The sequence below is a fragment of the Pseudomonas sp. RU47 genome (assembly GCF_004011755.1).
Classification (GTDB): Bacteria; Pseudomonadota; Gammaproteobacteria; order Pseudomonadales; family Pseudomonadaceae; genus Aquipseudomonas.
The window spans coordinates 4022797-4048637 of record NZ_CP022411.1; the positions used below are offsets into that span (position 1 = coordinate 4022797).

At 60.6% G+C, this 25841-nt stretch carries 24 protein-coding genes; 15 read left to right on the top strand and 9 right to left on the bottom strand.

Annotated features, from left to right (window positions below; genetic code table 11):
- The first annotated feature begins 13 nt into the window (after nucleotides 1–13).
- Genes CCX46_RS18155 through CCX46_RS18165 form a run of 3 tightly spaced genes read left to right on the top strand, consistent with a single transcriptional unit; the run spans nucleotide 14 to nucleotide 2355 of the window.
- Nucleotides 14–271 carry a DUF2790 domain-containing protein gene (locus tag CCX46_RS18155; protein ID WP_122600320.1) on the top strand — a complete coding sequence of 86 codons (258 nt, stop codon included), beginning with the start codon at nucleotides 14–16 and terminating at the stop codon, nucleotides 269–271.
- 9 nt (nucleotides 272–280) lie between these two features.
- Nucleotides 281–952 (top strand): heavy metal response regulator transcription factor, encoded by a 672-nt coding sequence (locus CCX46_RS18160; protein WP_127928635.1) that lies wholly within the window; start codon nucleotides 281–283, stop codon nucleotides 950–952.
- Nucleotides 949–2355, top strand: coding sequence for a heavy metal sensor histidine kinase (locus tag CCX46_RS18165; RefSeq protein WP_127928638.1), 1407 nt, complete (start codon nucleotides 949–951; stop codon nucleotides 2353–2355). The genes CCX46_RS18160 and CCX46_RS18165 overlap by 4 nt, the downstream gene beginning before the upstream one ends.
- Before the next feature lie 98 nt (nucleotides 2356–2453).
- On the opposite strand, the gene CCX46_RS18170 is transcribed toward CCX46_RS18165, so the two are convergent.
- Nucleotides 2454–3866, bottom strand: a complete 1413-nt coding sequence (locus CCX46_RS18170) for an MFS transporter (protein ID WP_127928640.1) — start codon at nucleotides 3864–3866, stop codon at nucleotides 2454–2456.
- 103 nt (nucleotides 3867–3969) lie between these two features.
- On the opposite strand from CCX46_RS18170, the gene CCX46_RS18175 reads away from it, so the two are divergent.
- A complete protein-coding gene (locus tag CCX46_RS18175; RefSeq protein WP_127928642.1) occupies nucleotides 3970–4857 on the top strand; it encodes a LysR family transcriptional regulator in 888 nt (295 codons plus the stop codon).
- Here CCX46_RS18175 and CCX46_RS18180 read toward each other — a convergent pair.
- Nucleotides 4854–5474 (bottom strand): cell wall hydrolase, encoded by a 621-nt coding sequence (locus CCX46_RS18180; protein WP_127928644.1) that lies wholly within the window; start codon nucleotides 5472–5474, stop codon nucleotides 4854–4856. The two genes, CCX46_RS18175 and CCX46_RS18180, sit on opposite strands and share 4 nt — an antisense overlap.
- Before the next feature lie 208 nt (nucleotides 5475–5682).
- Between CCX46_RS18180 and CCX46_RS18185 the strand changes: the two genes are divergently transcribed.
- Complete coding sequence (locus tag CCX46_RS18185; RefSeq protein WP_412072419.1) at nucleotides 5683–6525, top strand: CAP domain-containing protein; 843 nt, start codon at nucleotides 5683–5685, stop codon at nucleotides 6523–6525.
- 453 nt (nucleotides 6526–6978) lie between these two features.
- Here the strand turns inward: CCX46_RS18185 and CCX46_RS18190 are convergent, their stop codons facing one another.
- The 4 genes from CCX46_RS18190 to CCX46_RS18205 form a co-directional block, all read right to left on the bottom strand.
- Nucleotides 6979–7134 carry a DUF2474 domain-containing protein gene (locus CCX46_RS18190; RefSeq protein WP_081265204.1) on the bottom strand — a complete coding sequence of 52 codons (156 nt, stop codon included), beginning with the start codon at nucleotides 7132–7134 and terminating at the stop codon, nucleotides 6979–6981.
- Complete coding sequence (cydB, locus tag CCX46_RS18195) at nucleotides 7121–8137, bottom strand: cytochrome d ubiquinol oxidase subunit II (protein ID WP_127928648.1); 1017 nt, start codon at nucleotides 8135–8137, stop codon at nucleotides 7121–7123. Before cydB ends, CCX46_RS18190 begins: the two co-directional genes overlap by 14 nt.
- A gap of 3 nt (nucleotides 8138–8140) precedes the next feature.
- Nucleotides 8141–9544: a cytochrome ubiquinol oxidase subunit I gene (locus tag CCX46_RS18200; RefSeq protein WP_127928650.1), complete on the bottom strand. Its 1404-nt coding sequence runs from the start codon at nucleotides 9542–9544 to the stop codon at nucleotides 8141–8143.
- A gap of 106 nt (nucleotides 9545–9650) precedes the next feature.
- Nucleotides 9651–11975, bottom strand: a complete 2325-nt coding sequence (locus tag CCX46_RS18205) for an FdhF/YdeP family oxidoreductase (RefSeq protein WP_095118383.1) — start codon at nucleotides 11973–11975, stop codon at nucleotides 9651–9653.
- A gap of 354 nt (nucleotides 11976–12329) precedes the next feature.
- On the opposite strand from CCX46_RS18205, the gene moaA reads away from it, so the two are divergent.
- Nucleotides 12330–13328 carry a GTP 3',8-cyclase MoaA gene (gene moaA / locus CCX46_RS18210; RefSeq protein ID WP_127928652.1) on the top strand — a complete coding sequence of 333 codons (999 nt, stop codon included), beginning with the start codon at nucleotides 12330–12332 and terminating at the stop codon, nucleotides 13326–13328.
- A gap of 36 nt (nucleotides 13329–13364) precedes the next feature.
- The gene (locus CCX46_RS18215; protein WP_127928654.1) at nucleotides 13365–14261 is read left to right on the top strand and encodes a bestrophin family protein; all 897 of its coding nucleotides are present in this window, start codon (nucleotides 13365–13367) and stop codon (nucleotides 14259–14261) included.
- Nucleotides 14262–14666: 405 nt separating this feature from the next.
- Here the strand turns inward: CCX46_RS18215 and CCX46_RS18220 are convergent, their stop codons facing one another.
- Together CCX46_RS18220 and moaB are read right to left on the bottom strand one after the other, a co-directional pair.
- Nucleotides 14667–15872: a molybdopterin molybdotransferase MoeA gene (locus CCX46_RS18220; RefSeq protein ID WP_127928656.1), complete on the bottom strand. Its 1206-nt coding sequence runs from the start codon at nucleotides 15870–15872 to the stop codon at nucleotides 14667–14669.
- Complete coding sequence (moaB, locus tag CCX46_RS18225; protein ID WP_095124582.1) at nucleotides 15869–16408, bottom strand: molybdenum cofactor biosynthesis protein B; 540 nt, start codon at nucleotides 16406–16408, stop codon at nucleotides 15869–15871. The genes CCX46_RS18220 and moaB overlap by 4 nt, the downstream gene beginning before the upstream one ends.
- A 289-nt stretch (nucleotides 16409–16697) precedes the next feature.
- Here moaB and CCX46_RS18230 point away from each other — a divergent pair, with 289 nt between their 5' ends.
- The 8 genes from CCX46_RS18230 to CCX46_RS18270 all read left to right on the top strand — a co-directional run bounded on the left by CCX46_RS18230 (nucleotide 16698) and on the right by CCX46_RS18270 (nucleotide 24733).
- Nucleotides 16698–17597, top strand: a complete 900-nt coding sequence (locus tag CCX46_RS18230; protein ID WP_095124581.1) for a LysR family transcriptional regulator — start codon at nucleotides 16698–16700, stop codon at nucleotides 17595–17597.
- Nucleotides 17598–17813: 216 nt separating this feature from the next.
- A complete protein-coding gene (gene fdhD, locus CCX46_RS18235; protein WP_127928658.1) occupies nucleotides 17814–18659 on the top strand; it encodes a formate dehydrogenase accessory sulfurtransferase FdhD in 846 nt (281 codons plus the stop codon).
- Nucleotides 18656–19141, top strand: a complete 486-nt coding sequence (gene moaC / locus CCX46_RS18240; RefSeq protein WP_127928660.1) for a cyclic pyranopterin monophosphate synthase MoaC — start codon at nucleotides 18656–18658, stop codon at nucleotides 19139–19141. The genes fdhD and moaC overlap by 4 nt, the downstream gene beginning before the upstream one ends.
- Entirely contained in the window at nucleotides 19138–19389 is a 252-nt protein-coding gene (locus CCX46_RS18245) for a MoaD/ThiS family protein (RefSeq protein ID WP_093440717.1), read from the top strand. The genes moaC and CCX46_RS18245 overlap by 4 nt, the downstream gene beginning before the upstream one ends.
- A 3-nt stretch (nucleotides 19390–19392) precedes the next feature.
- Nucleotides 19393–19854: a molybdopterin synthase catalytic subunit MoaE gene (gene moaE, locus CCX46_RS18250; RefSeq protein ID WP_127928662.1), complete on the top strand. Its 462-nt coding sequence runs from the start codon at nucleotides 19393–19395 to the stop codon at nucleotides 19852–19854.
- A 330-nt stretch (nucleotides 19855–20184) separates the two neighbouring features.
- Nucleotides 20185–21528: a chromate efflux transporter gene (chrA, locus tag CCX46_RS18255; RefSeq protein WP_127928664.1), complete on the top strand. Its 1344-nt coding sequence runs from the start codon at nucleotides 20185–20187 to the stop codon at nucleotides 21526–21528.
- Between the two features lie 407 nt (nucleotides 21529–21935).
- On the top strand, nucleotides 21936–23300 hold the full coding sequence (locus CCX46_RS18260; protein ID WP_127928666.1) for a glutamine synthetase family protein: 1365 nt from the start codon (nucleotides 21936–21938) through the stop codon (nucleotides 23298–23300).
- A gap of 149 nt (nucleotides 23301–23449) precedes the next feature.
- On the top strand, nucleotides 23450–24733 hold the full coding sequence (locus tag CCX46_RS18270) for an NAD(P)/FAD-dependent oxidoreductase (RefSeq protein ID WP_127928668.1): 1284 nt from the start codon (nucleotides 23450–23452) through the stop codon (nucleotides 24731–24733).
- A 174-nt stretch (nucleotides 24734–24907) separates the two neighbouring features.
- Here the strand turns inward: CCX46_RS18270 and CCX46_RS18280 are convergent, their stop codons facing one another.
- The gene (locus tag CCX46_RS18280) at nucleotides 24908–25693 is read right to left on the bottom strand and encodes a DeoR/GlpR family DNA-binding transcription regulator (protein ID WP_095113584.1); all 786 of its coding nucleotides are present in this window, start codon (nucleotides 25691–25693) and stop codon (nucleotides 24908–24910) included.
- Between the last annotated feature and the right edge of the window lie 148 nt (nucleotides 25694–25841).

Below are 25841 nucleotides of genomic sequence, written 5' to 3' on the forward strand. Positions count from 1 at the left end.
TGAGTGACTGACCATGAAAACCCTCCTGCTCGCCTTCACCGCCCTCCTCGCCACTGGCAGCGTGTTCGCCGCGAACATGCCAGACAGCGCCGTGATTCATGACAAATCCGGCTTCTACGTCAATCTGGATGTCGACAAAGTCCTGTCCAGCACCGATATTTCACAAGCGTGCGGCGTGGTCCCGGCGCAATTGAATTACCTCGACCATCAGGGCCGCGAACATGTGCTGGACTATCAGGTACAAGGCAGCGGCTGCATCAATGACCATTGAGACTGATCGATGAATATTCTGGTTGTCGAAGACGAACCCAAGGCCGGCAATTACCTGCTCAACGGTTTGCAGGAACTGGGTTACAGCGTCAGCCTCGCCCGCGACGGTGCCGACGGCTTGCACCTGGCGCTGGAACACAACTTCGACGTGATCGTGCTCGATGTGATGATGCCGAAAATGGATGGCTGGGAAGTCCTGCGCCGGCTGCGCAAGGAAGCCGACACACCGGTGCTGTTTCTCACCGCCCGCGACGATATCGCTGACCGCGTCAAAGGCCTGGAACTGGGCGCCGACGATTACCTGATCAAGCCGTTTTCCTTCGCCGAACTGGTGGCGCGCCTGCGTACCCTGACCCGGCGCGGGCCGATCCATGAAGACGAACAGCTGCAAGTTGCTGATCTGCAGATCGACGTGCTCAAACGCCGCGTGAGCCGCGCCGGGGTGCGTATCACCCTGACCAACAAGGAGTTCGCGCTGCTGCAATTGTTCGCCAGCCATACCGGGCAAGTGCTGGCGCGCTCGCTGATTGCTTCGCGGGTCTGGGACATGAATTTCGACAGCGACACCAATGTGGTCGATGTCGCCGTGCGCCGCTTGCGGGCGAAGATCGATGACCCGTTCCAGCTCAAGCTGATCCACAGCGTGCGCGGCATCGGCTATCGCTTCGATACGCAGCCATGAGTGCCCATCGCCCGCATTCGCTGACCCTGCGTCTGGCGCTGGTGTTCGCCCTGCTCGCCTTCGCCTCCCTGGCCGGGCTTGGTGCCGCGCTGTACAACGAACTGGAGCAACAGTTGATCCGCCGTGATGACACCGCGCTGGTCAGCCGCGTCGATCAGTTGCGCAGCTTCCTCAACGACAGCAACACCCTGGAGCTGATCAAGAACAAACCGGCGCTGTTCCAGAACATGCTCGGCAACCGCGAAGCTCTGCTGACCATCGGCGCACCGGGGCAACCGCCGCTGCTGGTGGTTAACCCGGGCAATCTGAACACGCCGACGTTGCCAGCAGTACCCATTGATCATGCGATGACGCTGAACGATGTACAGCATCTGCCGAGCGTCGACGGCGTACCGTTTTCGGCGGTGGCAGCCAGTATCGATTCCGGTGAACTGGGCAGTTTGCAAGTCACCACCGGGCGCCTGATGAGCGAGCGCACGGCGATGCTCGCCAATTACCGCCTGAGTGTTTATGGCCTGGCCTCGCTGGCGGCGTTGTTGCTGGCGGTGGTCGGTTGTTTGCTGGTGTATCGCGGATTGTTGCCGTTGCGGCGACTGGCGAAACACGCCCACGGTATCGGCGTCGGCAACCTTGGTGAACGCCTCGCCAGCAGCGGTGCGCCGCGAGAGTTGCAGCCGATGATTGAAGCGTTCAACGCCATGCTCGATCGGCTCGCCAAGGGCTTTGCGCAGTTGAGTCAGGTGTCCACCGACATGGCCCACGAGTTGCGCACGCCGATCAACAATCTGCTCGGCGAAACCCAGGTCGCGCTGCAGCAGAACCGTAGCATCGAGGCCTATCAGCAGTTGCTCGCCTCCAACGTCGAAGAGCTGGAGCGCCTGACGCGGATGCTCGACAACATGCTGTTTCTGGCCCGCACCGATCCGGCCAGTGCCTTGAGTCAGCGCCAGGAGCTGGATGCCGCGGATGAGATGCAGCGCATTGCCGATTACTTTGAAGGCCTGGCGGCTGATGTCGGGGTGAGTATCGAGGCCAGTGGTAGCGGTGTGATCTGGGCGGAACCGATGTTATTACGGCGGGCATTGGCCAACCTGTGCGCCAATGCGATCAAGTACGGTGAGGCGGATTCGACGGTGCAGGTGGAGGCGATTGCCGAGGCGGATGGCAGTTATCTGCGGGTCAGAAATCAGGGCGCAACCATTGCCCCTGAACACTTGGCGCGGTTGTTCGAACGTTTTTACCGCGTCGATGAGTCACGCGAGCGCTCGGCGCAATCCAATGGCCTGGGCCTGTCGATCGTGGCAACCATCATGCAGTTGCATCAGGGCCGCTACAGCGCCAGCAGTGCCGATGGCATCACCTGCTTCGAACTGTTCTTCCCCGCCCGCCAATCTCGGGACTGAACATCAACACCATTCCCACACTTGATCTCGGTTCGGCCGAAGATCTACTGACCAACCCGCTCCCCTGGGGGAGCGAGCCTGCTCGCGAAAGCGGTGTGTCAGTCACTGGAGATGTTGGTTGTGCGGGCCTCTTCGCGAGCAGGCTCGCTCCCACCGTTGAACTGCGCTCGGCTGATGATCAACGCCATGAGCATCAACGCCACCGCGACGCCAAAAGTGATGTGCAATCCGCTGGCAATCGCCGTTGCAGGCGCCTGTGTCGGATCCCCCGCCGCCAGCGCAAACACCGCGCCCATCACCGCCGCGCCGGTGATCAACCCAAGGTTGCGCGCCAGCCCGAGCATCGCCGAAACCACGCCACGCTGCTCCTGACTGACCCCAGCCATCAATCCGGTGTTGTTGGCCGCCTGGAACAACGCGTAACCGATAGCTATCACCATGATCGGCAGTACGTACGCGGGCAGTCCCATACTCATGGGCAGGAGTGCCAGCAAGCTGCAACCGCCGGCCATCCCGAGCAACGCGCCCGGCACAATCCGTCGCGCGCCGAAGCGATCTACCAAACGTCCCGCCGGTACCCCACTCATTGCGGACAACAACGGTCCGATCGATAACGCTACTCCGACCATTGTGCTGCTGAGACCCAAACCCCGGTGCAGGTAAAACGGACCGACCACCAGCGTGGTCATCATCACCGTCGTCACCAGCAACGTCAGCGTCAGGCTGCTGCTCAGTCGCGCGTCGCTGAACAGCGACAAACGAATCAGCGGCGACTTGGCCTTCATCTCGACCACGATGAACAATCCTGCGCCGCACAGGCTGGCCAACAGCAACGGCGCGGTGAAACCTTCAAGGGTCATTGCCAGCGCATAGGCCGCCAGCGTCAACACCAGCACCACGCTGCCAGAATAATCGAACGCGACTCGCGGTCCGGCGGCCCGATCCGCTGGCAAAAATCGGTACACCAGCCAAATATTGAGCAAGCCCAACGGCACGTTGAGCAGAAAAATCGCCTGCCAGCCGCCATGCGTCATCAACAACCCGCCCAGCGACGGCCCAAGACTGGTGCCCGTCGCCGACATCGTTGCCAGCAAGCCCATCGCACTGCCCGCCCGCGATTTGGGCACCGCTTCTGACACCAGCGCCACCGTCAAGGCGAACATGATCGCCGCGCCAACACCTTGCACCGCCCGTGCGCCAATCAGCCAACCGAGTCCCGGAGCCAATGCGCAAGCCAACGAAGCGCTGGTGAAAATGCCGATCCCGATCAGCAGCAATCGCCGCCGTCCAAAACCATCGCCCAGACGTCCGACGCTGACAATCAAAGTGGTGATTGCCAGCAGGTAAGCGAGCACGATCCATTGCACTTGCTGAAACGTCGCCTCGAATGCGGTCGCGAGGATCGGCAACCCGGCGTTGGCAATGCTGGTGTCCAGTGACGGCATCAACATCGACAAGGCCAGGCTGGTCAGCGCCCAGCGGGCGGGAGTGCTCAGGGGGTCTCGGGACATGGGAGGCTCGCAGCGCAAAAGAGATCTGCCATAGCCTGAGCCTCGACAAGACACGGCGCAAGACGCATGCTTTGCACTCGATACCTGCACGGAACGCCATGTCATGAGCACTCCGGATCTGAACCTGCTGATCACCCTCGACGTGTTACTGCGTGAAGGCAGCGTCGCCCGCGCCGCCAAATGCCTGCGGTTGAGCCCGTCAGCCATGAGCCGCGCCCTCGCCCGTCTGCGCGAAACCACGGGCGATCCGTTATTGGTGCGAGCGGGCCGAGGTTTGGTGCCAACACCCCGCGCATTGGAATTACGCGAACGGGTCAGTCATCTGGTGCAGGACGCCGAGGCGGTGTTACGGCCTGCCGAAGTGCTCGATCCCGGCCGCTTGCAACGCACCTTTACCTTGCGCAACACCGACGGCTTCGTCGAAACCTTCGCCGCCGCCCTGCTCGCCCGTATCGCCGAAGAGGCGCCCGACGTACGCCTGCGTTTTGTGCAGAAAGCCGACAAGGACAGCACGCCGTTGCGCGAAGGCCGTGTCGATCTGGAAACCGGCGTGGTCGATGACAGCACCGACCCGACGCTGCACAGTCGCATCCTGTTTCAGGATCAGTGGATCGGTGTGGTGCGTGAGGGGCATCCCTTAAGCACGGGAAAAATCACTGGCAAGCGCTTTGCCGGCGGCGAGCACATTCTCATTTCACGGCGCGGACGCAGCAGTGGCCCGGTCGACGAAGCGTTACTCGCGCTAGGGCTGACGCGGGACATCGTCACCTCATTCGGCGGTTTCTCGGCGGCACTGACGCTGGTGCGTGAATCAGACCTGATCGCCACGGTCCCGCAACGTCATACCAGCAAACTGCGCACGGGCCTGCACAGTTTCGCCCTGCCCTTCGCGATGCCGGCCATCAGTGTGTCGATGCTCTGGCATCCGCGCATGGATGCCGATCCGGCGCATCGCTGGTTGCGCGAGTGTGTGCGGCAGGTCTGCGCTTAACGCGCGTCGCCACCGGCAGGTTTGTAGAAGAGGAATTTTTTCGTTTCGGCGGTCTTGCGGTACTCCTTGGCCCAGCTCGGATGCACGTTGCGGTCGTGGAAATACAGCGCGCCGTTGGTGCGATCCTTGAGCTGGCGGTTCAGCGCTTTGCGGGCGATATCCTTGGCCAGCGTGTATTCGGCATCTTCCTTGACCTGATCCGGACGCCCGTCGCACCACCAGGAAAACTGGCAGCTCTTGGTTTCCGAACCTTGTTTGACGACAGCGCACACCGTGTCGGGAAAGCCTTCGTGGCCGAGGCGATTCATCACCACACTGGACACGGCTTCCATTTCCGGCGTGTCCTTTCCCTTGGCTTCCCAATAGATACTGCGCGCCAGACAGGTGATCGGATCGTCCAGCGGCGCCGCGCCGGCCGGGTCGACTGCCTGCACTTCGGTCGGGGTGATGGCCTCGGCTTTCGGTGCTGGTGCGGCGCTGATTTTGTCCGCTGCTTTCTCTTCCAGCACTTGGGCTTTCTCTTCAGCCTTCGCTTTGATCGGGGCCTGATCGGTGGCCCACACGGAGCCTGCCAACAGGGTCAATACAAGACAACCAGCCCAGCCTTTCAATCCCATGTCTGTTCTTCCGGCAGCGCCCGAGTCGGGCAAGGTGTTACGTCGGGGAGACACCCGGTTTCCGGGGCCTTCGGTGAGTGTAGACGGCAAATACAGAGGCAAAGTTGCGCAGAAAATCCACTGAATGAAGAAAAAAGACATTGCACTCACCGGGGGCCTTTCGCGCATCATGGGCGCATTCAGCTCAAGGGAGATTTCCATGCGCTTCATGCCATTCGTTTTGCGTTGTGCCGCGTTGTCCGTGGGCGTTGTGTTTGCCATTCCGGCGCTGGCCGGCGATGAGTCGCAGTTGATCGAGTCGATCAACACCTACCGCAGCCAACCGCAGCGTTGCGGGTCGCAGGCGTCGAATGAACTGCCGCCGCTGTCGGCTGATCCACGGCTGAGATTACGCGCCACCGGTGCTGTCGATCTTCAGCAAGCCATGGCCAGCGCCAGTTATCCGATGGTCAATGTGCAGGCGATCACGCTCAACGGCCCACGTGATGCGGCGTCGGCGATGCAGGCGATCAAAGAAAGTTTCTGTCAGGTGGTGCTCGATCCGCAGTTTGTCGATGTTGGTGTCAGCCGCGACGACCGTGACTGGCGCATCGTGCTGGCGCGGCCGCTGCTGTCGGCCAAGCTGGGGGATGCGCAAAGTGAGGGGCAGAAATTGCTGAGTGAACTCAACGTCGCCCGCAGTCAGGCACGACAGTGTGGGGGTCAGGCTTTCGCCGCTGCCGCACCGCTGGCCTGGAACACGACACTGGGCACGATCTCCCAGGATCACAGCCGCGACATGGCCAACAACAATTACTTCGACCACAAGGACCGCGACGGTCGCACCCCCGGCGATCGCGCGGAACTCGCCGGTTACAGCGGCCAACAGGTCGGCGAAAACATCGCCGCCGGGCAAGACACCGTGCACAAAGTCGTCGAAGGCTGGCTCGCCAGCCCCGGCCACTGCGCCAACCTGATGAACCCGCAATACCAGGAACTCGGCGCAGCCTACGCGACCGATCCGAAAAGCAGTGCCGGCATTTACTGGACCGCCATGTTCGGCGCCCAGTAAGCCCAATCGCAAAAACGCCACAATACCTGTGGGAGCGAGCCTGCTCGCGAAGAGGCCTTTACAGTCAACATCAACGTTGTCTGAGCTATCGCCTTCGCGAGCAGGCTCGCTCCCACAGGGGATAGGGTTGATCATTAGATCTTCGGCCGAACCGAGATCAAATGTGGGAGCGAGCCTGCTCGCGAAGAGGCCATTACACTCAACACCGATGTTGTCTGACCTGACGCCTTCGCGAGCAGGCTCGCTCCCACAGGGTTCGGCGGTGTTTACATATTCTCCAGCTACCACAAATCCTTGTAGGAGTGAGCCTGCTCGCGATGAGGCCGGCACAGTCAATATCTACATTGACTGATCCACCGCTACCGCGAGCAGGCGAAGGCCTACAGGGGGTAGTCAGTGACCTCAAGATCGGCGGCAATAAAAAACCGGAGCCAGGCTCCGGTTTTTTTGGGGTCAATGGGTCCTCATCCCCGCCGCATACATCGCCAGTTTCAGCAGACTGGCGACCACCGCCAGCGACACCACGCTGCCCAGCCAGATCAACAACAGCCAGCCCAGACGCTTGTACCAGCGGCTGGATTTCACTTCTCGCGAATCAATGGTAGCCATCGCCAATCCTCACTTTGCCGCGGAATACGTAGTAGCTCCAGAAGGTGTACATCAGGATCACCGGCAGGATGAACAGTGCGCCGATCAGCGCGAACAACTGGCTCGACGGTGGTGACGCGGCGGCCCAGATGCTCACCGACGGCGGGATGATGTTCGGCCAGATGCTCAGCGCCAGGCCGATGTAACCGAGCAGCATCAGCACCAGCGTGAACACGAACGGCCAGTGCGTATGCCGCTGACGCAACGTGCGCAAAAGCCCGAACAGCGACAGCAACGCCAACACCACCAACCCGGCGAACACCTGCAGATGCCCGTGCGTCGACCAACGCGCCGCCAGTTCCGGATGCAGTTGCAGGGTCCACACGCCAATCACCAACACCATCGCCATCAACAGCAAGGCCAGCGGCCGGGTGAACAGGCGCATCCGCGATTCCAGCATGCCCTCGGTCTTGACCAGCAACCAGGTGCTGCCGAGCAAGGCATACGCGATCACCAGGCCCACGCCACACACCAGCGGAAACGGCGCCAACCAGTCCAGACCGCCACCGGCAAATTGCCGATCGACCACCGGAATCCCGGACACATACGCGCCGATCACCACGCCTTGGGCGAACGTCGCCAGCAGCGAACCACCGATAAACGCCTTATCCCACCAATGACGCTTTTGCGGCGACGACTTGAAGCGAAACTCGAACGCCACACCGCGGAAAATCAACCCGCAAAGCATCAGGATCAACGGCAGATACAGCGCCTCGAGAATCACCCCGTACGCCAGCGGAAACGCGCCATACAACGCCGCGCCACCGAGCACCAACCACGTCTCGTTACCGTCCCAGACCGGCGCGACGGTGTTCATCATCACATCGCGTTCCTGCTCATCCGGGATCAGCGGAAACAGGATCCCCAGCCCCAGATCGAAGCCGTCCATGATCACGTACATCATCACCCCGAAGGCGATGATCACTCCCCAGATCAACGAGAGATCGATACCCTGAATAGCCATAACTCAATGCTCCTTCATAGGGGCGATAGCCGCCGAAATCGGTCGACGCGGCGTCTGCAATTCATCGCCCTCAGGCGGATGTTCGTGGTGCGGCTGCGGGCCTTTTTTCACCAGTTTCATCATGTAGCCGATGCCCACGCTGAACACCGTGAAATAGATCACCACGAACAGCGCCAGCGACGTACTCATCTGCGCCACCGAGTGATGCGACGCGGCATCGTGGGTGCGCAGCAAGCCATACACCACCCACGGCTGACGCCCGACTTCCGTGGTGATCCAACCGGCCAGCAGCGCAATCAAGCCGCTCGGCCCCATCAACAACACAAGACGCTGGAAGCCGCGATGCCGGTAAAGCTTGCCGCCACGGCGCAACGCCAGACCGAGCAAACCAACGAGAATCATCAACATCCCCAACCCCGCCATGACGCGAAAGCTCCAGAAGATCACGGTCGAATTCGGCCGGTCCTCTTTCGGGAAGCTCTTCAGCGCCGGGATCTGCTTGTCGAGGCTGTGGGTGAGGATCAGGCTGCCGAGGTACGGAATCTCCAACGCATACCTGGTCTTCTCCGCGTCCATATCAGGAATACCAAACAGCACCAGCGGCGTCGGACCGTTGTCGGCGTTTTCCCAGTGCCCTTCGATGGCCGCGATCTTCGCCGGTTGATGTTCCAGCGTATTCAAGCCATGGGCGTCACCGACCACTGCCTGAATCGGCGCAACAATCAACGCCATCCACAACGCCATGGAAAACATCTTGCGCACCGGCGCCGTGTTATTGCCGCGCAGCAAATGCCAGGCAGCCGACGCGCCAACGAAGAATGACGTCGCCACGAACGCGGCTATCGCCATGTGCGCCAGACGGAACGGGAATGACGGGTTGAATACAATGGCCAGCCAGTCCAGCGGCATCACCCGCCCGTCGACGATCTCAAAGCCCTGCGGCGTCTGCATCCAGCTGTTCGACGCAAGAATCCAGAAGGTCGAAATCAACGTACCGATCGCGACCATCACCGTGGCGAAGAAGTGCAAGCCCCGGCCGACGCGGTTCCAACCAAACAGCATCACCCCGAGGAACCCGGCCTCGAGGAAGAATGCGGTCAGCACTTCATAGGTCAAAAGCGGCCCGGTGATGCTCCCGGCAAAATCCGAGAAGCCGCTCCAGTTGGTGCCGAACTGGTACGCCATGACCAGCCCCGACACCACGCCCATGCCAAAGTTGACCGCGAAAATCTTCGACCAGAAATGGTAGAGATCGCGGTAGGTGTCGTTGCGGGTTTTCAGCCACAGGCCTTCGAGTACCGCAAGGAAACTCGCCAGACCAATGGTGATCGCCGGGAAAATAATGTGGAACGAAACCGTGAACGCGAATTGAATTCGCGCCAGGTCCAGTGCCTCCAGATTGAACATGATGATGTCCTCATCAGGGCTGAAAAGCGGCAGCACGAACCCGGGCCACCGCCAGGCACGAACGCCTGCAGCCAGTCAAATTGCTATGGTTTTTATAGGTTGCGGATTACGCCACCGACGACGGGATCAGGTTGCTGACCTTCGCGGCTTCGAGGCGGATCGCCACAAATTTGGAAGTCGGCGTGTAGGTCCGGTCGCCGTAGCTTTCCAGCGGCACTAGCGGATTGGTCTCCGGGTAATACGCCGCTGCCTGCCCTGCGGGAATGTCGTAGGCGATCAAAGTAAAACCGCTGACCCGACGCTCACGCTCGTCATCCCACAGCGCCACCAGATCAACCTTCTGCCCCGGTTCAAAACCCAGGCGCTGGATGTCCTGTTCGTTGGCGAAGATCACATCGCGCATGCCGTAAACCCCGCGATAACGATCATCGAGGCCGTACAGCGTGGTGTTGTACTGATCGTGGGAACGCATGGTTTGCAGAATCAGATGCGGTTTCACCGGCAAGTTGCGCACGCCTTCGCTGATCAGATGCTCTGGCAGCACGCACGGCGTAAACTGCGCCTTGCCGCTGGCGGTGTTCCAGACCCGATCCGAGGCGTCGTTGCCGAGGTGGAAGCCACCCGGAATCAGCAGTTTTTCATTGAAGTTTTCGAAGCCCGGAATCACATCGGCAATCAGGTTGCGGATGCGCCCGTAGTCGCCCACCACCCACTCCCAATCGATCGGGTGTTTGCCCAAAGTCGCGGCGGCGATCCCGGCAATGATCGCCGGCTCTGATTTCAACTGCGCCGACTTCGGCTTCAACTGACCGAACGACAAATGCACCATGCTGAACGTGTCTTCGACGGTTACGCCTTGCGGACCTTCAGCCTGGATATCGATGTCGGTACGCCCGAGGCACGGCAGGATCAGCGCGTCGCGACCGGTGACCAAGTGGCTGCGGTTGAGCTTGGTCGCGATGTGCACGGTCAGGTCGAGTTTGCGCATGGCGGCGTGGGTGCGCGGGGTGTCCGGCGTGGCTTGGGCAAAGTTGCCGCCCAGACCGATAAACACCTTGGCTTCGCCACGTTCCATGGCGCCGATCGCCATCACCGTGTTGTGCCCGTGCATGCGCGGCACGTCGAAGTTGAAGCGCTTTTCCAGCGCGTCCATCAAGTCTTTCGGCGCCAGTTCGTTGATGCCCATGGTGCGGTCGCCCTGCACGTTGCTGTGGCCACGAACCGGCGACAGACCTGCGCCCGGACGGCCGACGTTGCCGCGCAGCAGTTGCAGGTTGATGACCTCCTGCAAGGTCGCCACCGAATGCACGTGTTGGGTCAGGCCCATGGCCCAGCACATGATCACGCTTTTGGCGCGGCCATACATGCGCGCGGCCAGTTCGATGTCATGCAACGGCACGCCAGACTGCTCGAGAATGTGCTCCCAGCTTGTCGCCTCGACTTCAGCCAGATAGCTGTCGAGCCCTGTGGTGTGCTCGGCAATGAACGCATGATCGAACACCGGCTCGCCGCCCGTTGCCTGAGCTTCGCGTTCCCACTGCAGGAGGAATTTGACCATGCCGCGAATCATCGCCATGTCGCCGCCAAGGGCCGGACGGAAGTACGCGGTGTTGGTCGCTTCCCAGCCGTTGCTGAGCATTTCGAGCGGGTTCTGCGGGTTCTGGAAACGCTCCAGGCCACGCTCTTTCAGCGGATTGATACAGACCACTTGCGCGCCACGTTTCACCGCTTCACGCAGCGGTTCGAGCATGCGCGGGTGATTGGTGCCGGGGTTCTGGCCGATGACGAAAATCGCATCGGCGTGATGCAGATCCTCGTAGACCACGGTGCCTTTACCGACGCCAAGGGTTTCGATCATGCTCACCGCGCTGGCTTCGTGGCACATGTTCGAGCAGTCGGGGAAGTTGTTGGTGCCGAACGCACGGACGAACAATTGATAGAGAAACGCCGCTTCATTGCTCGCACGACCGGAGGTGTAGAACTCGGCCTCGTGCGGCGATTTGAGGTTTTTCAGATGATCAGCGATCAGCGCAAAAGCATCTTCCCAGCTGATTTCCACGTAGCGGTCGACCCGCGCGTCGTAGCGCATCGGGTGGGTCAGACGACCCTGATATTCCAGCCAGTAGTCGCTCTGCTCGGCCAGGCTCGACACCGTGTACTTGTTGAAGAACGCCGGGTCGACCAAACGCCCGGTCGCTTCCCAGTTCACCGCTTTCGCGCCGTTCTCGCAGAACTTCAACATGCTCGCGCCCGGCGCTTCACCCCAGGCACAACCCGGGCAGTCGAAGCCGCCGTTCTGGTTGGTCTTGAGCATGGCGCGGATGTTTTTCAGGGCGTTTTCACTGCCCAGCCAGCTCTTGGTCAGGCTGATAACAGCGCCCCAACCGGCAGCGGCGCCTTTGTAGGGTTTGTAACGGTCGACTTGTGACATGGGACTCTCCATGACGATGCACACAGGCATGAACCTGATTCGGTTAAACAGCGACGGCCGACTTTCAAGGTTGCAAAGCGGTCGTTGGGTTTGCCGGGGCAAGGATATGAACCGTTACAAAACGTTGTCTAATCGCTATTAATGACCGTCTTATCGAAAACATCTATCACGGTCAAAAACCCTTTACTTACGGGACTTTGCGAAACTAACGCAGCAACTTTCGGCGAAAAATACTTCATCATCGACGGCATCAATCAGCTGTTCATTAACAGTGATTGGACGGCACTTAAAGTTAGCCATAACCTGCGCTGACCAAACTCCTTCAACCGGGGTTTTCATTCCTGCGAGGCTGTCATGTCAGAGCGTGTCTTGATCGATGGTTACAACCGCCGCGTCGACTATCTGCGCATGTCGGTGACCGACCGCTGCGACTTCCGCTGCGTCTATTGCATGGCCGAAGACATGCAGTTCCTGCCACGGCAAAAAATCCTCACGCTGGAAGAGATCTATCAACTGGCACAGAGCTTTGTGGCGCTCGGCACGCGCAAGATTCGCCTAACCGGTGGCGAGCCGCTGATCCGTCCGGGCGTGGTCAAGTTGTGCGAGCAGATCGCCGCCCTGCCCGGCCTGCGCGAGTTGTGCATGACCACCAACGGCTCGCAACTGGGCAAACTCGCTGCGCCGATGTTCGACGCCGGGGTCAAACGCCTGAATATCAGCCTCGACAGCCTTGATCCGCAGCGCTTCAAACAGATGACCCGCACGGGCGATCTGGCGCAGGTGATCAACGGCATCGATGCCGCGCGCAAGGCCGGTTTTACCCGCACTAAACTCAACGTGGTGGTGATGCAGGGCCGTAATGATCAAGAGATCAACGATCTGGTCAGCTTCGCCATTGATCGTCAGCTCGACGTCTCTTTCATCGAAGAGATGCCGCTGGGGATCATCAGCGAACACAGCCGCGCCGAGTCGTTTTTCTCCAGCGCGCAGGTGCGCGAAAAGATTGCCGAACGCTATACCCTGATCGACTCGGCGGAGTCGACGCAAGGCCCGTCGCGCTACTGGCGGCTGGCCGAGGCACCGGAGATTCGTCTGGGCTTTATCTCGCCGCACAGCCACAACTTTTGTGGCACCTGCAACCGCGTACGCCTCACCGTTGAAGGGCGCCTGCTACTGTGTCTGGGTAACGAGCATTCGGTGGATCTGAAAGCGCTGCTGCGCGCCCACCCGGGGCAACCGCAGCGGCTGGAGAAAGCCATTGTCGAGGCGATGAAACTCAAGCCGTATCGGCATAATTTCGAAGTGAACGATGATGTTCAGGTCGTGCGCTTCATGAACATGACCGGCGGCTGATCCCGCCAGTTTCATCGGTTATCGGAACCGCACAGCATGATCATCAGACCCAAGGTCAACCAGTTCGCCATTCTCTTCACCCTCAAGGGTTCGATCGCCAAGCGCATTGCCATGCGCACGTTGATGGTCACCCTGCTCGCCTCGGCCATCGTGCTGGTGGAAATCCTCCATCCAAGCAACTTCACCAAGGTCAACGCCACGCCGTTTACTTTGCTCGGGTTATCACTGTCGATCTTCATGAATTTTCGCAACAACGCCTGTTATGACCGCTGGTACGAAGCGCGCAAGGCGTGGGGCGAGGTGGTCGTGCACATTCGCTCGGTGATTCGCGAAACCCATGTGATTCGTGAGTCCGCCGAGCGTAAACCGTTGCTGCTCAATCTGTGCGGCTTCGCCCATGCGTTGAACGCGCGATTACGCAAGGAAAGCGAGGCCGATGCGAGCAGCCAATGGATCATGCCGAAACCCGATCCACAGACGCCGGATTACAGTGGGCGCATTCTGCAAACGGTCGGCCAGCAGTGTTCCGATCTGCATCAAAACGGTGAGCTGACTGAGTGGCGCTACATGTTGCTGGCCAATCACCTGACCAGCCTGACCCAGGCGCAAGCGGTATGTGAACGGATCAAAACCACGCCACTACCATTTCCCTACACGCTGTTGCTGCACCGGACGATTTATCTGTTCTGCATCCTGCTGCCGTTCGCCATGGCGGAACCGCTGGGCTGGCTGACGCCGCTGTTCACGGCGATTGTCAGCTACACGTTCTTTGGCCTGGATGCGATTGCCGATGAGCTGGAAGACCCGTTCGGCCGCGATGAAAACGACCTGCCCACCGATGCACTGGTGCGCACCATCGAACGCGATATCCTCAGCGAACTGGGCGCAGACGTACCGCCGGCGCTGAAGCCGGTGGACTATGTGCTGAGCTGATCCTTCTCTCCATACACCCCGAAACCCTGTGGGAGCGAGCCTGCTCGCGAAGGGGCCCTATCAGCCAAAATCAATGTTGACTGACACTTCGCATTCGCGAGCAGGCTCGCTCCCACAGGTTTTGCGTACACCGCGGATATTGTTGAGCACCACAAAACCATTGTAGGCCTTCGCCTGCTCGCGATAGCGCCGGTGCAGTCAACATCTTCGTCGACTGACCCTCCGTCATCGCGAGCAGGCTCACTCCTACAGGTTTTGCATTCACACCCGGATATTGATGAGCGCCATAAAGCCATTGTGGGAGCGAGCCTGCTCGCGAAGGGGCCCTATCAGCCAAAATCAATGTTGACTGACACTTCGCATTCGCGAGCAGGCTCGCTCCCACAGTTTTGATTGGTGGTGAGGTCAGAAGAGTTCGTTGAACGGGATGAAGCGCAGCGGATCGCCGAGGTTGTGCGTGCTGTGCTCGGGGATTTCCACCAGGCCATCGGCCCAGGTGGCGCCGAGCAGGACGCCGGAGCTTTGATTGGGATAAAGCACTGCGTGCCCTGCTTCCAGCTTCACCCGCAGGTATTCACGACGGCTGCCAGCCTTGTGCCAATCGAAGCCCGCGTTGACCGTAAAACTCAGCGGCGTGACGTCTTCGACACCTTGTACGCGCAGCAGATACGGCCGCGCCAACAACCCGAACGTCACCAGCGCCGACGTCGGATTGCCCGGCAAACCAATCACCGGCACCGTGCCGAAATGCCCGACCGTCAGTGGCTTGCCTGGCTTGATCGCGAGTTTCCACAACAGCGGTTTGCCGTTGTCGCGCAGCACCTGCCCCAGGCAATCGGCATCACCGGCAGACACGCCGCCCGTAGTCAGAATCAGATCCGCGCGCACTTGCAGTTGCTCAAGCTTAAGCCGCGTTTGCGCCGGACGATCCGGGAGGATGCCGGCGTCGATCACCTCGCAGCCCAGCTCACGCAACCAGTGACCGAGCAACACACGGTTGCTGTTGTAAATGCTGCCGGGGCGCAGTGGCTGGCCCGGCTCGACCAGTTCATCACCGGTCGACAGCAACGCCACACGCGGGCGACGCACCACGTGCAGTTGCGCCAGCCCTTGCCCGGCGGCGACCGCCAGCTCGAACGGCCCAAGGCGCTTGCCGGCGCGCAGCAGGATGTCGCCGACGCGATTTTCCTGACCTTGCGCGCGGATGTTCTGCCCCGCCTTCAGCGGCTGCAAGAAGCGCACGCGGCCGTCCTCCAGCACTTCGACGTTCTCCTGCATTTCGACGCAGGTGGCGCCGGGCGGCAGCGGTGCGCCGGTAAAAATCCGTGCGCAGGTGCCGGGCAGCAACGTGTCCGGCGCCAGCCCGGCGTAAACCTTTTGCGAGACCTGCAGCGGCTGTCGGTGCAGATCGGCGAGATTGAGCGCGTAACCGTCCATGGCGCTGTTCGGCCACGGCGGCAAGTCGAGGGTCGCCACCAGATCACTGGCCAGCACCCGCCCACGCGCATCGTCGAGCGCCAGCAGTTCGCTGTCGGCCAGACGTTGCTCATTGGCCATGCCGAGCAACTGGTCGAGTGCGTCCTCGACCGGCATCAACGGTGCCCGGCTCATCCGCGAGTGCCGCAGGCCTGCACGGCTTTCAGGTGCGGAACGAAGTTGCACGGGCGATGACGGTTATCCAGCTGCTCGGCAAGAATGCCTTCCCACGCCGTACGGCAAGCACCGGTCGAACCTGGCAGACAGCACACCAGCGTGCCGTTAGACAGTCCGGCCAGCGCACGGCTTTGCACGGTGGATGTACCGATATCCAGAATCGAGATCGCGCGAAACAGTTCGCCGAAACCATCGATTTGTTTATCGAACAAGCAGGCCACAGCCTCCGGCGTGCTATCGCGACCGGTAAACCCGGTACCGCCAGTGATCAGCACCACTTGAATGCCTTCGTCAGCAATCCAGTTCGCTACCTGAGCGCGGATCTTGTACAGATCGTCCTTAAGCAGGTTGCGCTCGCTCAGCGTATGACCGGCCTCCAGCAAGCGACTGACCAGCAACTGGCCCGACGTATCGCTGGCGTAATCGCGCGTATCGCTGACCGTCAGTACGGCAATATTCAGGGGGACAAACAGGGCATCGGCTTTGGCGCTCATGGCAGTTCTCCGGCAGCAGTCAATCAACATTGCCGAGCAGCCTAAGTGCCACTTATGAGTACTGTCTAATCACTCTGGCCAACCACATTATCGACCGCCTCTATCGGTGCCTTTCACGTTGTTCAGGGCCAGTGAAACCGGGCCTGATAGAGCCGATCGATAGTCCCTTAAACACTTCCGATTGGACGAACAACCGTTCAGATGAGATCGTCGCACCCTGCGCTTTTCGTGCGCCTCGCGCATCTGCGTCAATACTCAATCAAAAAATCCTCATCAAGCAGGTGCCATCGTGGACATCAAACAACTCAAGTTCCTGATCGCGCTGGACGAAACCCGCCACTTCGGCCAGGCCGCCGCACGCTGCCACATCACTCAACCGACGCTGTCGATGCGCCTGCGCAATCTGGAAGACGAACTGGATCTGGTGCTGGTCAACCGTGGCCAGCGCTTTGAAGGTTTCACCCAGGCTGGCGAGCGTGTGCTGGCCTGGGCGCGCACCTTGCTGGCGGCACACGATGGCTTGTTTGCCGAAGCGGCGGCGTGTCGCGGGCAATTGGTCGGTAGCCTGCGTCTGGGTCTGGTGCCGCTGAGCAGCTTCAACCCGGTCAATTACATTCAGGGTTTGTCCGGCACTTATCCGGAGCTGAAATTCAGCCTGTCGTCGCTCAGTTCCGACGAGATCATTGCCGGGCTGGGCAACAATCAGCTTGATCTCGGCGTGTGCTACCTCGATCACGTCAACCCGAACTATTTCGAGTTTTTCGAGATCGGCGAAACCCGCGTCGGCTTGCTTTACGACAACCGCCATTTCCATTTCGAAGGCTCGGAAATGAGCTGGGAAGACGCCGCCGAATTGCCGCTGGGGATGATCACCGCCGGCATGCATTATCGTAAATCCATCGATTTGAGTTTCCGCAGCCGTGGCCTCAGTCCACAGCCGATCATGGAAAGCGATTCGACCTATCAGCTGTTGCAGGCGATTCACCAAGGCTTCTGCTGCGCGATCATGCCGCTGGACAGCGGGCTTGAGGAGCCGATCGAGCACCTGTCGTTCATGCAGTTGCCGGATGCCAGTGTGCTGGCGCCGCTGGGGCTGGTGATGCGCAAGACCGAACCGCGCTCGGCGATTGCCGAGAAGTGTTTTGCCGAGGCGCGGAAGTTGTTTGGGGTAGAAGTGCCCGCTGAATAATTGATGTTGGATGTCAGACCGCCTTCGCGAGCAGGCTCGCTCCCACAGTTGAAATATATTCCCCTGTGGGAGCGAGCCTGCTCGCGAAGAGGCCCGAACAGTCGATACAAATCCTGATTGATCGACCAAAGCAATCACCACATCGGAACAAGCGATTGGACGCATTTTTAACGCCCCCGTAGCCTGAACACTCTTCAGCGCCTCGGGACTTTCAAGATGCTCTGCCAAGTCGAAACCGTCACAGAATCCACCAGCGAACCCAACGCTCCAGCACCGCAACCGGCGCAGGTGGCGTTTCGCGAATACCTGCCGGATGCCGCCCTCTCCCACGCAGCGCTGGCCTCGGAAATTGCCCTCGCCATCAGCTACAACGGCCTGAGCCAGGCAGTGATGATGGTCTCGCCCGGCAACCTCGAAGACTTCATCCGCGGCTTCAGTTTGAGCAACGCGATCATCGACAGCGTCGACGAGATCTACGACATCCGCCTCACGCATTTCGATCAGGCCTGTCAGGCCGAGGTGCAGATTTCCAGCCGGGCGTTCTGGGCCTTGAAGGATCACCGGCGGCAAATGACCGGCACCAGTGGCTGCGGCATCTGCGGCGTCGAAGCGCTGGAACAGGCGTTGCCGCAACTGCAAATTCTGCAACCTTCACCGCTGCCGCCGGCTGAGCATTTCGACGGCATTCGCCAACGCATCGAACAGGCCCAGCAACTGGCGCGCAGCAGCGGCGCCCTGCACGCCGCGCTGTACTTCGGCGCCGACGGTGAAGCGCTGCTGTGCCGCGAAGACATCGGCCGCCACAACGCCCTCGACAAGCTGATCGGCGCGATGCAGATCGACGCCATCGATGCGGCTGAAGGCTTCGTCGTGGTCACCAGCCGTTGCAGCCTCGAACTGATTCACAAAGCCGTGCGTGCGCGCCTCGGCACCCTCGTCAGTCTTTCGGCACCTACCGCGTTGACCGTGCGTTGGGCGCTCAAGCATCGACTCAATCTGATCCATGTGCCGCACCGCAACGCCCCGCGAATTTACAGCCCGATCCAGGAGTATTCCGCATGAGCCACACCCTCACCCACCTCGACGATCAGGGCCGCGCCAACATGGTCGACGTCAGCGATAAAGCCGCGACCCGCCGCGAAGCCAGCGCGCAAGCCTGGGTGCAGATGCGCCCGCAAACCCTGCAGATGATTCAGGCCAACGGTCATCCGAAAGGCGATGTCTTCGCGGTGGCGCGGATTGCCGGAATACAAGCGGCCAAGCGCACTCATGAACTGATCCCGCTGTGCCATGCGCTGTTGCTCAGTTCGATTCACGTCGAACTCAAGGCCTGCGAACCTGACCGGGTGCAGATCACCAGCACCTGTCGCCTCACCGGCCAGACCGGCGTCGAACTCGAAGCGTTGACTGCCGCCAGCGTCGCCGCGCTGACCATTTACGACATGTGCAAAGCGGTGGACCGGGCGATGGTGATTGGCGACATCCGCCTGCTCAGCAAACAGGGCGGACGCTCCGGCCACTTTCAATGGGAGGACGCGCAATGATCCTGATCAACTACTTCGCCAGCTACCGTGACCGGCTCAATCTCGGTGGTGAAAAAATCCCGCTGACTGAGGCTTTGGGCAGTGTTGAAGATGTCCGGCAGATGCTGATGCAGCGCGGTGAGTTGTGGCGCGAAGTACTCGGTGCCAGCAACCTGATGTGCGCGGTGAATCAGGAGCTGTGTCAGCCGAGTCAGGTGATTGAAGATTTCGATGAGATCGCTTTTTTCCCGCCAGTGACCGGGGGGTGATCGATGGCTATTCGAGTCCAGCACAAGAGCTTCGACGTCGGCCAGTTGACGGCTGATCTGCACGCGCGCAATCCACGGGTGGGCGCGGTGGTGAATTTCATTGGTTATGTGCGTGATCTGAATATTGGCCAGAGTGTGCATGAACTGTTTCTTGAGCACTATCCGGGCATGACCGAAAAAGCCCTCGAGCAGATCGCCGAAGAGGCCCGCGAGCGCTGGCCGCTGTTGGGGGTGGAGATTGTGCATCGGGTCGGTGCGTTGTCGGTGAGTGAGCCGATCGTGTTTGTCGGGGTCAGCAGCAAGCATCGGCATATGGCGTTCGAGGCCTGCGCGTTCATCATGGACGTGCTCAAGACCCGCGCGCCGTTCTGGAAGCGCGAGACTACGCCTGAGGGTTCGCACTGGGTCGAGGGCCGTGAGAGCGATCGGGATGCGGCGTTGCGCTGGAGTCTGGCGCATGCCTGAAGAGCAAAAGCCCCTCACCCTAGCCCTCCCGAAACGTCGGACCGCCCCGAGGGAGAGGGGACTGATTGGGGGATATTGCAGAAGTACGCCGACGTGAAGGAGTTGTGGTGAATCCATAATCGATGGGATCTTTCCGGTCATGGAGAACGCCAGACACCTCGATCGGCCCCTTCGGGTGACCATCAAATCCATAATCGACTCGATCTTTCAGGTCGATGTAAAACGCCAGACACCTCGGTCGGCTCCCTCTCCCTCTGGGAGAGGGCTGGGGTGAGGGTTGAAAGTCTGGTTAGATAGCCACTCCGCCAGGATTCAACTCCGGAGTCTCGCTTGAGCACAGCGCCGAACAACCTGCCCCGCCCCGATCCCGTCACCCTGCGCCAGGCCTGGCGTTTCTGGCTGAAACTCGGCTGCATCGGTTTCGGCGGGCCGGCCGGGCAGATCGCGATCATGCATCAGGAGCTGGTCGAGCGCCGGCGCTGGATCTCTGAAAAGCGTTTCCTGCACGCGCTCAACTACTGCATGTTGCTGCCCGGCCCCGAGGCTCAGCAATTGGCGACGTACATCGGCTGGCTGCTGCATCGCACCTGGGGCGGAGTCATCGCTGGTGTGCTGTTTGTGTTGCCGTCGTTGTTCATTCTGATCGCCTTGTCCTGGCTGTACGTCGCTTTCGGGGATGTGCCAGCGGTGGCCGGGGTGTTTTACGGGATCAAACCGGCAATCACCGCGATAGTGCTGCACGCCGCGCATCGCATCGGCTCGCGTGCATTGAAGAATGCCTGGCTGTGGGCGATTGCCGGGGCGTCGTTCGTGGCGATTTTCGCCTTCAATGTGCCCTTCCCCTTGATCGTCCTCGGGGCTGCGTTGATCGGCTATCTGGGCGGACGATTCGCGCCGCAGCGGTTCAGCAACGCAGGTGCGCGTAACAGCGAGAAATCCTTCGGCGCGGCGTTGATCGACGACGATACGCCGGCGCCCGAACACGCCCGTTTCAGTCTGCCGAAGTTGCTGCGTCTGGGGTTGATCGGCGCAGTGCTCTGGTGTTTACCGATGGCGTTACTGACGGTGCTGTTCGGCTGGGACGGCACGTTCACGCAAATGGCCTGGTTCTTCACCAAAGCCGCGCTGCTTACCTTTGGCGGCGCTTACGCGGTGCTGCCTTACGTCTATCAGGGCGCCGTCGGGCATTACGGCTGGTTGACGGCAACGCAGATGATCGACGGCCTCGCCCTCGGCGAAACCACGCCGGGCCCGCTGATCATGGTGGTGGCGTTTGTCGGTTTCGTCGGTGCCTACGTGCAACCGGCGTTCGGCCCCGAACATGCCTTTGCCGCCGGGGCGCTGGCGGCAACGCTGGTGACCTGGTTCACCTTCCTGCCCTCGTTTCTGTTCATCCTCGCCGGCGGGCCGTTGGTGGAATCGACGCACAACGAACTGAAGTTCACCGCACCGCTGACGGCGATCACTGCCGCCGTGGTCGGGGTGATTGTCAATCTGGCGTGTTTCTTCGCTTATCACGTGTTCTGGCCGAACGGTTTTACCGGGGCGCTGGATGTGTTTTCGCTGATGCTGGCGGTTGCGGCAGCATTGGCTTTGTTCGTTTTCAAACGCGGCGTGATCAGTGTGTTGATCGTTTGCGCCCTCGCCGGGCTGGGCTTTCACCTGATGCGCTGAAGCGTGGCCTGCGAATCTCCCGTTTACACGCCCGGGAATTCCCCCTTACTATCCGGGCACACCGGTCGGCGGCTCAGCCCGCCACCGACGTTTTCCGCCAACGGAAACACGCGTTATGAGTACGTCACTACAACAAGCAGAATCGTTGAACGTCTCTACCCTGCGCGCCCTCTCTCACAGGGGCGGCGTATGAATCGTATCGTCAATCTCCCCATGGCCCTGCGCCGTTCCAAGCTGCGTCACTCCGCACGCCCGCCGGATATCGCCCGGTCTGTCTGATCGCGTCCGTTAAAGAACCGCGACAGCCCCCTACTTCTTGATATCCCTGCCAGGACAGCCACGCCTATTGCCGCGTCGTGTCCGGCCCGAATCTGCGCGCCCGTGCGGCGCCATCGTGAGTGATCGTTATGAAATTCGCAGCCCTTGAAGACGCAAGCCTGTTCCTTGAACAGAACCCCGATATCGACATGATCGAGTTGTTCATCCTCGACGCCAACGGCGTGCCACGCGGCAAGCTGTTGCACCGCGAAGAACTGCTTGCCGTGTACCAAAGCGGTCGGCCGCTACCCAGCACCATCCTCGGTCTGACCGTGCAGGGTGAAGACGTCGAGAACTCCGGTCTGGTCTGGGACGTCGGCGATATCGACTGCCGCGCCTATCCCCTTGAGGGCAGTCTGGTGCGCCTGCCATGGCGGCAGATTCCGACCGCCGCCGTGCAGGTCAGCATGCACCCGACCGAGGGCATGCCAGCGAGCATCGCCGACCCTCGGCACTTGCTGATCAAGGTCATCGACGGCCTCAAAGCCGAGGGTTATTACCCGGTGATGGCGTGTGAACTGGAGTTCTATCTGCTCGACGCCAAACGCGATCACAACGGCCGCCCGCAACCGGCGCTGGACGCTGACGGTGGTCGACCGCGACACACTCAGGTTTACGGTTTGCGTGAGCTGGAACAGATCGAACCGTTTCTCGCCGACCTCTACAGCGCCTGCAAACTGCACGGCATTCCGGCGCGCACGGCGATCTCCGAGTACGCGCCGGGTCAGGTGGAAATCACCCTTGAACACGGTGACGCGCTGGAGGCGATGGACCAGGCCGTGCGCTACAAGCGTCTGGTCAAAGCCATCGCCCACAAGCACGGCATGCAGGCGACCTTCATGGCCAAGCCGTTCGATGATCTGGCCGGCACCGGCATGCACATGCACGTGAGTCTGGCCGATGGCGCGGGGCACAATCTGTTCGCCTCCGAAGACCCGGCCGGCACGCCGCTGTTGCGCACGGCGATTGGCGGCATGCTCGCGTCCTTGCTCGATTCGCTGCTGCTGTTCTGCCCGAACGCCAACTCGTACCGGCGCTTCCAGGCCAACAGCTACGCACCGTTGGCGCCGACCTGGGGTGTCGACAACCGCACCGTCAGCCTGCGCGTACCGGGCGGCCCGGCCAACACCCGGCACATCGAACACCGCATCTGCGGCGCCGATGCCAACCCGTATCTGGCCGCGGCGGCGATCCTTGCCGGGATTCATCGTGGCATTCGTGAAGACCTTGATCCGGGTGCGCCGGTTGAAGGCAATGGTTATGCGCAGGCGAAGGAGTTGCTGCCGACGGATTGGCTGACCTCGCTGCAGGCGCTGGAGAATTCGGTGTGGGCGCGGGACGCCTTGGGGCAGGAGTTTCTCGGGGTGTATCTGGCGGTGAAGCGTGCCGAGTACCGGCAGTTCATGGCCGAGGTGGGTGAGCAGGATTGGCGCTGGTATCTCACCGAAGCTTAACGATCCGACACCGAACCTGTGGGAGCGAGCCTGCTCGCGAAGGCGTCGTCACATTCAACATGTTGGGTGACTGACACGCCGCTTTCGCGAGCAGGCTCGCTCCCACAGGGGATTGCACTCCGACTCCCGAATTTTGTGTGGACACTGACATGACCGAACGCTGCAATTCCTACTACACCGCCACCCTCAACCAGGAAACCGACTACCCGACCCTGCAAGGCCGGCACAAGGTCGACGTGGTGATCATCGGCGGCGGCTTTACCGGCGTCGCCACCGCTGTCGAACTCGCCGAAAAAGGCCTGAAAGTCGCTATCGTCGAAAGCCACAAGATCGGCTGGGGCGCCACCGGGCGCAATGGCGGCCAAGTCACCGGCAGCCTTTCCGGTGACGGTGCGATGCGCAAACAGATGCGTTCGAAACTCGGCGACGAGGTCGATGATTTCATCTGGCACCTGCGCTGGCGCGGGCATGAAATCATCCAGCAACGCGTCGAGAAATACGGCATTCAATGCGATCTCAAACACGGCCATTTACACGCGGCGTACAAGCCCAGTCACATGACTGACTTGCGCAAGGATTATGAAGAAGCCGTACGGCGCGGATTAGGTGATGAAGTCAGCCTGCTCGACCGCAGCCAAGTGCGTGACCTGCTGCAAAGCGACCTCTACCACGGCGCAATCAAGAATACGCGCAACATGCATCTACACCCGCTCAACCTGTGCATCGGCGAAGCGCGGGCGGCGGAAGGTCTGGGGGCGCTGATCTTCGAAAACAGCGAAGTGCTGGAGATCATTCACGGCGCTACGCCAAGCGTTCGCACGGCTCACGGCCAGATCGACGCCAAGCAAGTGATGCTCGCCGGCGACGTCTATCACAAGCTCGAACCCGGTCAGCTCAAAGGCAAGATTTTCCCGGCCATGGGCGGCATCGTCACCACCGCGCCGCTCGGCGATCTGGCCAAGCAGATCAACCCGGAAGATCTGGCGGTGTACGACTGCCGCTTCGTCCTCGACTACTACCGACTCACTGCCGATGGCCGCCTGTTGTTTGGTGGCGGCGCCAATTACAGCGGCAAGGATTCACGGGACATCGCCGCCGAACTGCGCCCGTGTATCGAGCAAACCTTCCCGGCGCTCAAAGGCGTGCAGATCGACTACCAGTGGAGCTGCGCGATGGGCATCGTGATCAACCGCATCCCGCAACTGGGCAAGCTCTCGGACAACGTCTGGTATTGCCAGGGCTACTCGGGGCACGGCATCGCGACGACGCACATCATGGGCGAAATCATGAGCCGGGCGATCACCGGGCAGATGGAGCAGTTCGATACGTTTGCCCAGTGCCAGCACATACGCGTGCCGATGGGGGATTTGCTCGGTAACCCGTTGTTGGCTGCCGGGATGTGGTATTACCAGATGCTTGAGCGCCTTCGCTGACACACCCTCCAGTTGTAGGAGCTGCCGAAGGCTGCGATCTTTTGATCTTGTTTTTAAAAATCAAAATCAAAAGATCGCAGCCTTCGGCAGTTCCTACAGGGTCATCGATTCACTGAAGATCCATTGTGGGAGCGAGCCTGCTCGCGATGAGGCCATCAGGCCCACCACAAAACCTCAATCCGGCAACTGCTCGACCACAATCCCCAACCGCCGGTAATCCTCGACACTCCCCGACGCCACATGCCGCTCGGTAATCAGCGTATGCAGGCGCGAACACGGCGCCACCACAAACGGCTCCACCGCCCCCAACTTATCCGCCGTGGTCACCGCAATCACCCGCGCGGCGCCATCGAGCATCGCCTGCTTCACCGGCACTTCATCGAAATGCAGCGAGGTGATCCCCACTTCCGGGTGAATCGCACAGACCCCGGTAATCGCCAGATCCGCCCTGATCCCAGCCAGCAGTCGTAGCGCCTCATGCCCACCCGCCGCCATCGTTCGCGGGTTCAACTGGCCGCCGGCGAGAATCACTTTCACAGCCTTGAATTCAGACAAGGCAATCGCCGTCATCGGCGAAGCCGTCACCGCCGTGATGCTGATATCTGCACGCAACGAGCGCGCCACTTGTAGCGTGGTCGAGCCGGAATCGAACAGCACAATCTGCCCGTCTTCAATCTCCTGCGCCGCCCTTTGCGCCAAACGGATCTTGACCTCATCCGTCTCGTCCAGCCGCGTGAAGTAATCCTTTCCGGAATCCTTCGGACGCGGCAGCGCCCCGCCGTGCACGCGTTGCACCAGCCCGGCGTTGTCCAGTTCGGCGAGGTCGCGGCGGATGGTGTCCTCGGACACCGCGAAGTGCTGGCTCAACTCGGAGGCCATGACCTTGCCGTCGCGTTCGAGGAGCAAAAGAATTTTTTGTCGACGCAGGGACGGCAGTTCAGCCGCAGAATGATCGTGCATGGTTATGCCTGTTTGTGCTTGTAATTGCAGGTTTGGCGAGACTAACCAAAGCCTCGCGCAAACACAAATCGGCAGGTATCGATTGTTTCGATCTTTGCAATCAACAAGGCGAATTTTTTCTTTGCTTTCAACCTGTTCAGAATGACCC